We start from the raw sequence: 7,530 nt of genomic DNA on the forward strand, positions 1-7,530 counted from the left end.
GCGTGGGGCCATGACCGCATCGGTTGGCCCCACGTCACCCACGAGGCAATGCGATGGCGCAAGACAGCGAGGCTGGTTCCGCGCCGCTTATCGAGCGGCGTTCGATTGACTACATTCCGCCGTCCGAGCGGCACGGCAAGCTCTACAGCCAGTTCACCCTGTGGATGGGCGCCAACCTGCAAATCACCGCGATCGTCACCGGCGCGTTGGCGGTGGTGTTGGGCGGCGACGTGTTCTGGTCCTTGATCGGGCTGTTCATCGGGCAAGTGCTGGGCGGCGTCGTGATGGCGCTGCATGCGGCGCAAGGGCCCAAGCTGGGCTTGCCGCAGATGATCTCCAGCCGCGTGCAGTTCGGTGTGTACGGCGCCGCGATTCCGATTGTGCTGGTGTGCCTGATGTACCTGGGCTTCACGGCCACGGGCACGGTGCTGTCCGGTCAGGCGCTGGGGCAGTTGTTCGGCGTCAGCGATACCGTGGGCATCCTGATCTTTGCGTCGGTCATCGTGGTGGCCACGCTGTTCGGCTACCGCGTCATTCACCTTATCGGGCGCGTTGCCACCGTGTTTGGCCTGATCGCGTTCGTGTACCTGTTCACCCGCGTGATCGCAGTGGGCGATGTGGGGCAGCTGCTGCAAATCCGGCATTTCGCCTGGGGGCCGTTCCTGTTGGCGGTGTCGCTGGCGGCGTCCTGGCAGATCGCCTATGGCCCGTACGTGGCGGACTATTCGCGCTATCTGCCGGCCTCGACGTCATCGGCCAAGACGTTCCTGGCGGTGGGCCTGGGGTCGGTGCTGGGCGCGCAGATCGCGATGGTGCTGGGCGTGTTGGCGGCCGCGATGTCCGCTGGCCAATTCGCCGGACGCGAAGTGGCGTACATCGTGGGGCTGCGCGGCACGGGCACGATGGCGGCCTTGCTGTACTTCAGCATCGCGTTCGGCAAAGTCACGATTTCGACGCTGAATTCCTACGGCAGCTTCATGTGCATCGCCACCATCGTCAGCGGTTTTCGTGGGCACGTGGAGATATCGCGGCGCCAGCGCGCGGTGGCGGTGGTGCTGATTGTGGGCGCGGCCACGGCGGTGGCGTTGGTGGGCCAGCATTCTTTCCTGAACGCGTTCAAGTCCTTCATCCTTTTCCTGCTGGCCTTCTTCGTGCCCTGGAGCGCGGTGAACCTGGTGGACTACTACTTCGTCAACCGTGGCCGCTATGACGTGGCCGCGTTGTCGGACCCGAATGGGCGCTACGGGCGTTGGAACTGGCCCGGCATCCTGGTGTACGCGTTTGGCGTGCTGGTGCAGATGCCGTTCATCTCGACCAAGCTTTATACCGGCCCCATGGTCGAACGGCTGGGCGGCGTGGACGTGTCCTGGATCATCGGCCTGATCGTGCCCAGCATTCTCTATTACCTATTCGCCCGCCGCGATTCGCGGCTTGCGGCGCACGAGCCGGCACAACGTCCGGTCTGACAACAACATTGCATCAAGCCGGGAAGCCGGCGTAGGAGACCCCCAATGGATTTGCACTTGAAGCCCGGCCATCTGACTTTGTCCGACTTGCGGCGCGTGTACCAAGCGCCCGTGCGGCTGACACTGGATGCCGGCGCGGCCGATGCCATCGACGCCAGCGTGGCCACCGTTGAGCGCCTGATCGCGGAAGGCCGCACGGTGTACGGCATCAACACGGGCTTTGGCTTGCTGGCATCCACCAAGATCGCGCGCGAAGACTTGCAAGCGCTGCAAAGTTCGCTGGTGCGCTCGCATGCGGCGGGCGTGGGCGAGCCCCTGGATGACGCCATGGTGCGGCTCATCATGGTGCTGAAGATCAACAGCCTGGCGCGCGGCTATTCCGGCATTCGCCGCCATGTGATCGACAGCCTGATCGCGATGGTGAATGCGGGCGTGTACCCGCACATTCCGTTGAAGGGCTCGGTGGGCGCCTCGGGCGACCTGGCGCCGTTGGCGCATATGTCCATCGTGATGCTGGGCGAAAGCCGTGCGCGCTATCAAGGCGAATGGCTGCCCGCGCAAGAAGCGCTGGCGCGCGCCGGGCTGGTGCCCTTGACGCTGGCGGCCAAGGAAGGGCTGGCGTTGTTGAACGGCACACAGGTGTCCACCGCGTATGCGCTGCGCGGCTTGTTCGAAGCCGAAGACATGATGGCGGCCGGCCTGGTGTGCGGCAGCCTTAGCGTGGAAGCGATGCTGGGTTCGCGCGTGCCGTTCGATGCACGCATCCACGCCGCGCGCGGCCAGCCGGGCCAGATTGCGGTGGCCGCCGTCTACCGCGAGCTGCTGGGTCAGGACAGCGAGGTCGGCCATTCGCATGCCGATTGCGAAAAGGTGCAGGACCCGTACTCGTTGCGCTGCCAACCGCAGGTGATGGGCGCGTGCCTGACGCAGATCCGCCACGCCGCGCACGTGCTGCAAATTGAATCGAACGCGGTGTCCGACAACCCGCTGGTGTTCGTGGCGCAGGGCGACGTGATTTCGGGCGGCAACTTCCATGCCGAACCCGTGGCGATGGTGGCCGACAACCTGGCGCTGGCGTTGGCCGAGATCGGTGCGTTGTCCGAACGGCGCATTGCGCTGATGATGGACAAGCACATGTCGCAATTGCCGCCGTTCCTGGTGGCCAAGGGCGGGGTCAATTCCGGTTTCATGATCGCGCAGGTGACGGCCGCCGCGCTGGCCAGCGACAACAAGGCCCTGGCGCATCCGGCCAGCGTGGACAGCATGCCCACGTCGGCCAACCAGGAAGACCACGTGTCGATGGCGCCCAATGCCGGCAAGCGCTTGTGGGCGATGGCGGAAAACGTGCGCGACATCCTGGCCATTGAATGGCTGGGCGCGTGCCAGGGGCTGGATTTCCGTGAAGGGCTCAAGACGTCGCCTCAGCTGGAGCAGGCGCGCCGGGCGTTGCGCGAGCAAGTGCCGCACTACGAGGAAGACCGCTTCTTCGCGCCCGACATCGCCGCCGCCAGCGGCTTGATTTCGGCGCAGGTGCTGAATGGGCTGATGCCGGCCGGGTTGCTGCCCAGCCTTTGATTCTTCAACCGTCGCGGCGCCCAGCAAGGGGCCGCCACTGCCGCGCTGTGCCGAAGCGTCCATAGAAGCCGCTCGCGCAGCGCTTGATGCTGTACGCCTATACCTATAACAAGGACGGAGACGCAACATGCAAGCTCAAACGCAGGATCTCAAACGGGGACTCAACGCCAGGCACATCCGCTTCATGGCGTTGGGCTCGGCCATCGGCACGGGGCTGTTCTACGGGGCGGCCAAGGCCATCGAGCAGGCCGGGCCGTCGGTGCTGATCGCGTACCTGATCGCCGGCGCGGCCGTGTACATGGTGATGCGCGCGCTGGGTGAAATGGCGGTGAAGGATCCCGTGTCCGGCTCCTTCGGGCACTATGCCACCGCCTACCTGGGACCGGTGGCGGGCTTTCTGACCGGCTGGACCTACGCGTTCGAGATGATCATCGTGTGCCTGGCGGACATCACCGCGTTCGGGCTGTACATGGGCTTTTGGTATCCCGATGTGCCGCGCTGGATCTGGGTGCTGTCCATCGTGTTCTTCATCGGCGCCATCAACCTGTGTTCGGTCAAGGTGTTTGGAGAACTGGAATTCTGGCTGTCGCTGCTGAAAGTGGGCGCCATCATTGCGATGATTGCCGGCGGGCTGGGCATCATGCTGTTTGGTTTTGGCCTGAACGTGGAAAGCGCGGCGACGGGTGTGCATAACCTGTGGGAGCACGGCGGCTTCATGCCCAATGGCGTGGGCGGGCTGATTGCGTCGCTGGCGGTGGTGGTGTTTGCATTTGGCGGCATCGAGATCATCGGCATCACGGCGGGCGAGGCCAAGGACCCCGGCCGCACCATTCCGCGCGCCATCAACGCCGTGCCGCTGCGCATCCTGCTGTTCTACGTGCTGACCTTGTTCGTGTTGATGTCCATTTTCCCGTGGACGCAGATCGGCAGCCAGGGCAGCCCGTTCGTGCAGATCTTTGATGGGCTGGGTATCAAGTCGGCGGCCACCATCCTGAACATCGTCGTGATCTCGGCGGCGGTGTCGGCCATCAACAGCGACATCTTCGGTGCGGGCCGCATGCTGTATGGCATGGCGCGCCAGGGGCAGGCGCCGCGTGGCTTCGCGGCGGTGTCGGATTCCGGCGTGCCGTGGATGACGGTGGTGGTCATGACGGTTGCGCTGCTGCTGGGCGTGCTGCTGAACTACCTGATCCCGGAAGACGTCTTCATGTTGATCGCGTCGATCGCTACGTTTGCCACCGTGTGGGTCTGGCTGATGATTCTGTTATCGCAGGTGGCGATGCGGCGCAAGATGAGCCCGGACGAGGTCGCCGCCCTGAAGTTTCCAGTGCCTTTCTGGCCTGTTGGCCCGCTGCTGGCAATTGCGTTCCTGGTGTTCGTGATCGGCGTGCTGGGATATTTCCCGCGGACCCAGATGGCGCTGGCCGTAGGCGCGGTGTGGATTGCGTTGCTGTGCGTGGCCTACCGCTATCTGGTGCAACCGCGCGGCCCGGGCGGCGGGCTTCCGGCGCCGGTGCCGCAAGGGTCTGACTGAACGAACACGGCGCCCTGCCGCCTTGCGCGGCGCGGCGCCGGCTTTAAGGAGAACTGCATGAGACAGGTCTGGCGACATTGCCACGCCGCCACGATGGTGGACGGGGCGTATTCGGTGATTGAAGACGCGGCCATCGTGACGCATGCCGACCGCATCGAATGGGTCGGCAAAGAAGCGTTGCTGCCGCCGGTCGATGCGGTGCATGAGCATGACCTGCGCGGCGCCTGGGTCACGCCCGGGCTCATCGATTGCCACACGCATCTGGTCTTTGGCGGCAACCGCAGCACGGAATTCGAGCAGCGCCTGCAAGGCGTGGACTACGCGCGGATCGCGGCGCAAGGTGGCGGCATCGCCAGCACCGTGCGCGCCACGCGCGAGGCATCCGAAGACGCGCTGTACGCCAGCGCCCGGCAACGCGCGCTGCACCTGCTGCGCGATGGCGTCACCACGCTGGAAGTCAAATCCGGCTACGGGCTGGACCTGCCCAATGAACGCAAGATGCTGCGCGTGGCGCGGCGCCTGGGCCAGATGCTGCCGATGACCGTGCAGGCCACCTGTCTGGCCGCGCATGCCTTGCCGCCCGAATTCGCCGGGCGGCCCGACGACTACATCGACGAGGTCGCGCGGCGCATGTTGCCGGTATTGGCGGCCGAAGGGCTGATCGATGCCGTCGATGCCTTCTGCGAGCATCTGGCGTTTACGCCGGAACAGGTGGAACGTGTCTTTCAGGCGGCGGTGCATCTGGACCTGCCCGTCAAATTGCATGCCGAGCAGCTGTCGTCGCTGCACGGCGCAACCTTGGCCGCGCGCTACGGCGCCTTGTCGGCGGACCATCTGGAATACCTGACCGAAAGCGATGTGCTGGCCATGGCGCGGGCCGGCACGGTGGCGGTGCTGCTGCCCGGGGCTTTCTATGCGCTGCGCGAAACGCAGTTGCCGCCGCTGGAACTGCTGCGCCGCCATGGCGTGCCGATTGCGATTTCCACCGACCTGAACCCGGGCACATCCCCCGTGCTGTCGTTGCGGCTGATGATGAGCATGGCCTGCACGCTGTTCAAGATGACGCCCGAAGAAGCGCTGGCCGGCGCAACGCTGCACGCGGCCCGCGCGCTGGGCCTGCACGTCACGCACGGCTCGTTGCAAGCGGGCAAGGTGGCCGACTTCGTGGCCTGGGACGTGGCGCACCCGTCCGAGCTGGCGTACTGGATCGGTGGCGACCTGCCCAAGCGCGTGGTGCGCCACGGCGCCCTGGTGGATGTGGCGGCGCTGAGCTGAGCAGCCGATGCACCATGGCGGGTCCGGACGTTCTACGATGTCGTTCGATCGCGCCTGATTGCGGGCGCGCCGTGCATCCAGGGGAACGTATGCGGATCTGCATGATGGAAGGGCCGGTGGACTTGCTGCCGGACAGCGCCACGTGGGAGGGCATCGCCGACCGCGTGGCCGAGCTGGCGCCCGACCTGCTTGTTACCAACGAAATGCCGTTCGGCCCGTGGCTGGCGGCCTCGGCTACCTATGACGGCGGGCGCGCCGCCGAGTCGGTGCGCCTGCACGAAGCGGGGCTGACCGCGCTGGCGGCGTTGCAGGTGCCCGCCGTTATCTCGTCACGCCCCGTGCCGGCCGGCGACCGCCTGGCCAACGAAGCGTTCGCTTTGCAGGGCGGGCGCTACACGGCGCTGCATCACAAGCAGTTCTTTCCCGAAGAGCCGGGCTTTTTCGAAGCCACCTGGTTTCGCCCCGCGATGGAAGGTTTTCAGGTGTTCGAGGTGGGCGGCATCCGCCTGGGCGTGCAGCTGTGCACCGAATTGATGTTCAACGAGCGGTCGCGCCGCTACGGGCGCGAGGGGGCCGAACTAATCGTGGTGCCGCGCGCCAGCGGCGCGTCCGTCGGCCGCTGGCTGACGGCCGGCGCGATGGCGGCGTTGGTGTCGGGCTGCTATGTGGTCAGCTCGAACCGGGCCGGGCGCACGGCGCAGGGCCAGGTGTTCGGCGGCCGGGCGTTTGCGTTCCAGCCCGACGGCGACGTGCTGGCGCAGTCCACCGATACGGAGTCCATCGTGGTCGTCGACGTGGACCCCGCGCGGTCGCGGGCGCAGCAATCGCAATATCCCTGCTACGTGAAGGAATAGCCGGTGCGTTGCAATTGCCCGCGCGCCGCGCTCAGGCCGCGATGGCGATGTGCCGGCGGTCTTCGATCAACGTCGGCAGCCGGAACGCGCTGACCGCGCCCTGCAAACGCTGCGCCTGGTTTTCCAGCGATGTGGCGGCCGCCGCGGCTTCTTCCACCAGCGCGGCATTTTGCTGCGTCACCTGGTCCATCTGGTTGACGGCGGTGTTGACCTGATCAATGCCGGTCACCTGCTCTTGCGAAGCGGTGGCGATGTCGTTGACCAGCAGCGTCAGCCGTTCAATGGTGTCCAGGATTTCTTGCATGGTGCGCCCGGCCGTTTCGACCTGGGTGGATCCGGCCTGCACGGTCGCGCTGGAGGCCGACAGCAGTTGCTTGATCTCTTTGGCCGCGCCCGCGCTGCGCTGCGCCAGCGACCGCACTTCCGCCGCCACCACCGCGAAGCCCTTGCCCTCTTCGCCCGCGCGCGCGGCCTCGACCGCTGCGTTCAGCGCCAGGATGTTGGTCTGGAAGGCGATGCCGTCGATTACGCTGACGATGTCCTCGATGCGGCCGGAGTCCTGCGCGATTTCGCGCATGGTGCTGACGGCTTCTTTTACTGCCATGCCGCCGCGCTGCACCACCTGGCTGGCCACGACGGCCATCTGATTGGCCTGGCGCGCGTTCTCGGCGTTGCTGGTCACTGTGGACAGCAGTTGCTCCATGCTGGCGGCGGTTTGTTCCAACGACGCGGCCTGTTGCTCGGTGCGGCTGGACAGGTCCTGGTTGCCGGCGGCAATTTCGCTGGAACCCGCGTTGATCTCCACCACGCCTTCGCGCCCCGCATG

The 7,530-nt window shown here is 66.0% G+C and carries 6 protein-coding genes; 5 read left to right on the plus strand and 1 reads right to left on the minus strand.

The features are described 5' to 3' along the window. Positions 1 to 53: 53 nt before the first annotated feature. From ACNPP0_RS26535 to ACNPP0_RS26555, 5 genes are all read left to right on the plus strand, one after another. Positions 54 to 1,466: a purine-cytosine permease family protein gene (locus ACNPP0_RS26535; RefSeq protein WP_448707475.1), complete on the plus strand. Its 1,413-nt coding sequence runs from the start codon at positions 54 to 56 to the stop codon at positions 1,464 to 1,466. 45 nt (positions 1,467 to 1,511) lie between these two features. Continuing rightward, a complete protein-coding gene (hutH, locus tag ACNPP0_RS26540) occupies positions 1,512 to 3,041 on the plus strand; it encodes a histidine ammonia-lyase (RefSeq protein ID WP_448707476.1) in 1,530 nt (509 codons plus the stop codon). Positions 3,042 to 3,168: 127 nt separating this feature from the next. Further along, complete coding sequence (gene hutT / locus ACNPP0_RS26545) at positions 3,169 to 4,575, plus strand: L-histidine transporter HutT (RefSeq protein ID WP_448707477.1); 1,407 nt, start codon at positions 3,169 to 3,171, stop codon at positions 4,573 to 4,575. A gap of 57 nt (positions 4,576 to 4,632) precedes the next feature. Then, complete coding sequence (gene hutI, locus ACNPP0_RS26550) at positions 4,633 to 5,850, plus strand: imidazolonepropionase (protein WP_448707478.1); 1,218 nt, start codon at positions 4,633 to 4,635, stop codon at positions 5,848 to 5,850. An 89-nt stretch (positions 5,851 to 5,939) separates the two neighbouring features. Next, positions 5,940 to 6,704 (plus strand): carbon-nitrogen hydrolase family protein, encoded by a 765-nt coding sequence (locus ACNPP0_RS26555; RefSeq protein ID WP_448707480.1) that lies wholly within the window; start codon positions 5,940 to 5,942, stop codon positions 6,702 to 6,704. 31 nt (positions 6,705 to 6,735) lie between these two features. Here the strand turns inward: ACNPP0_RS26555 and ACNPP0_RS26560 are convergent. Next, positions 6,736 to 7,530, minus strand: a 795-nt coding sequence (locus tag ACNPP0_RS26560) for a methyl-accepting chemotaxis protein (RefSeq protein ID WP_448707481.1), incomplete at its 5' end; no start/stop codon positions are given.

It is taken from the genome of Achromobacter semiaridum (genome assembly GCF_053543755.1).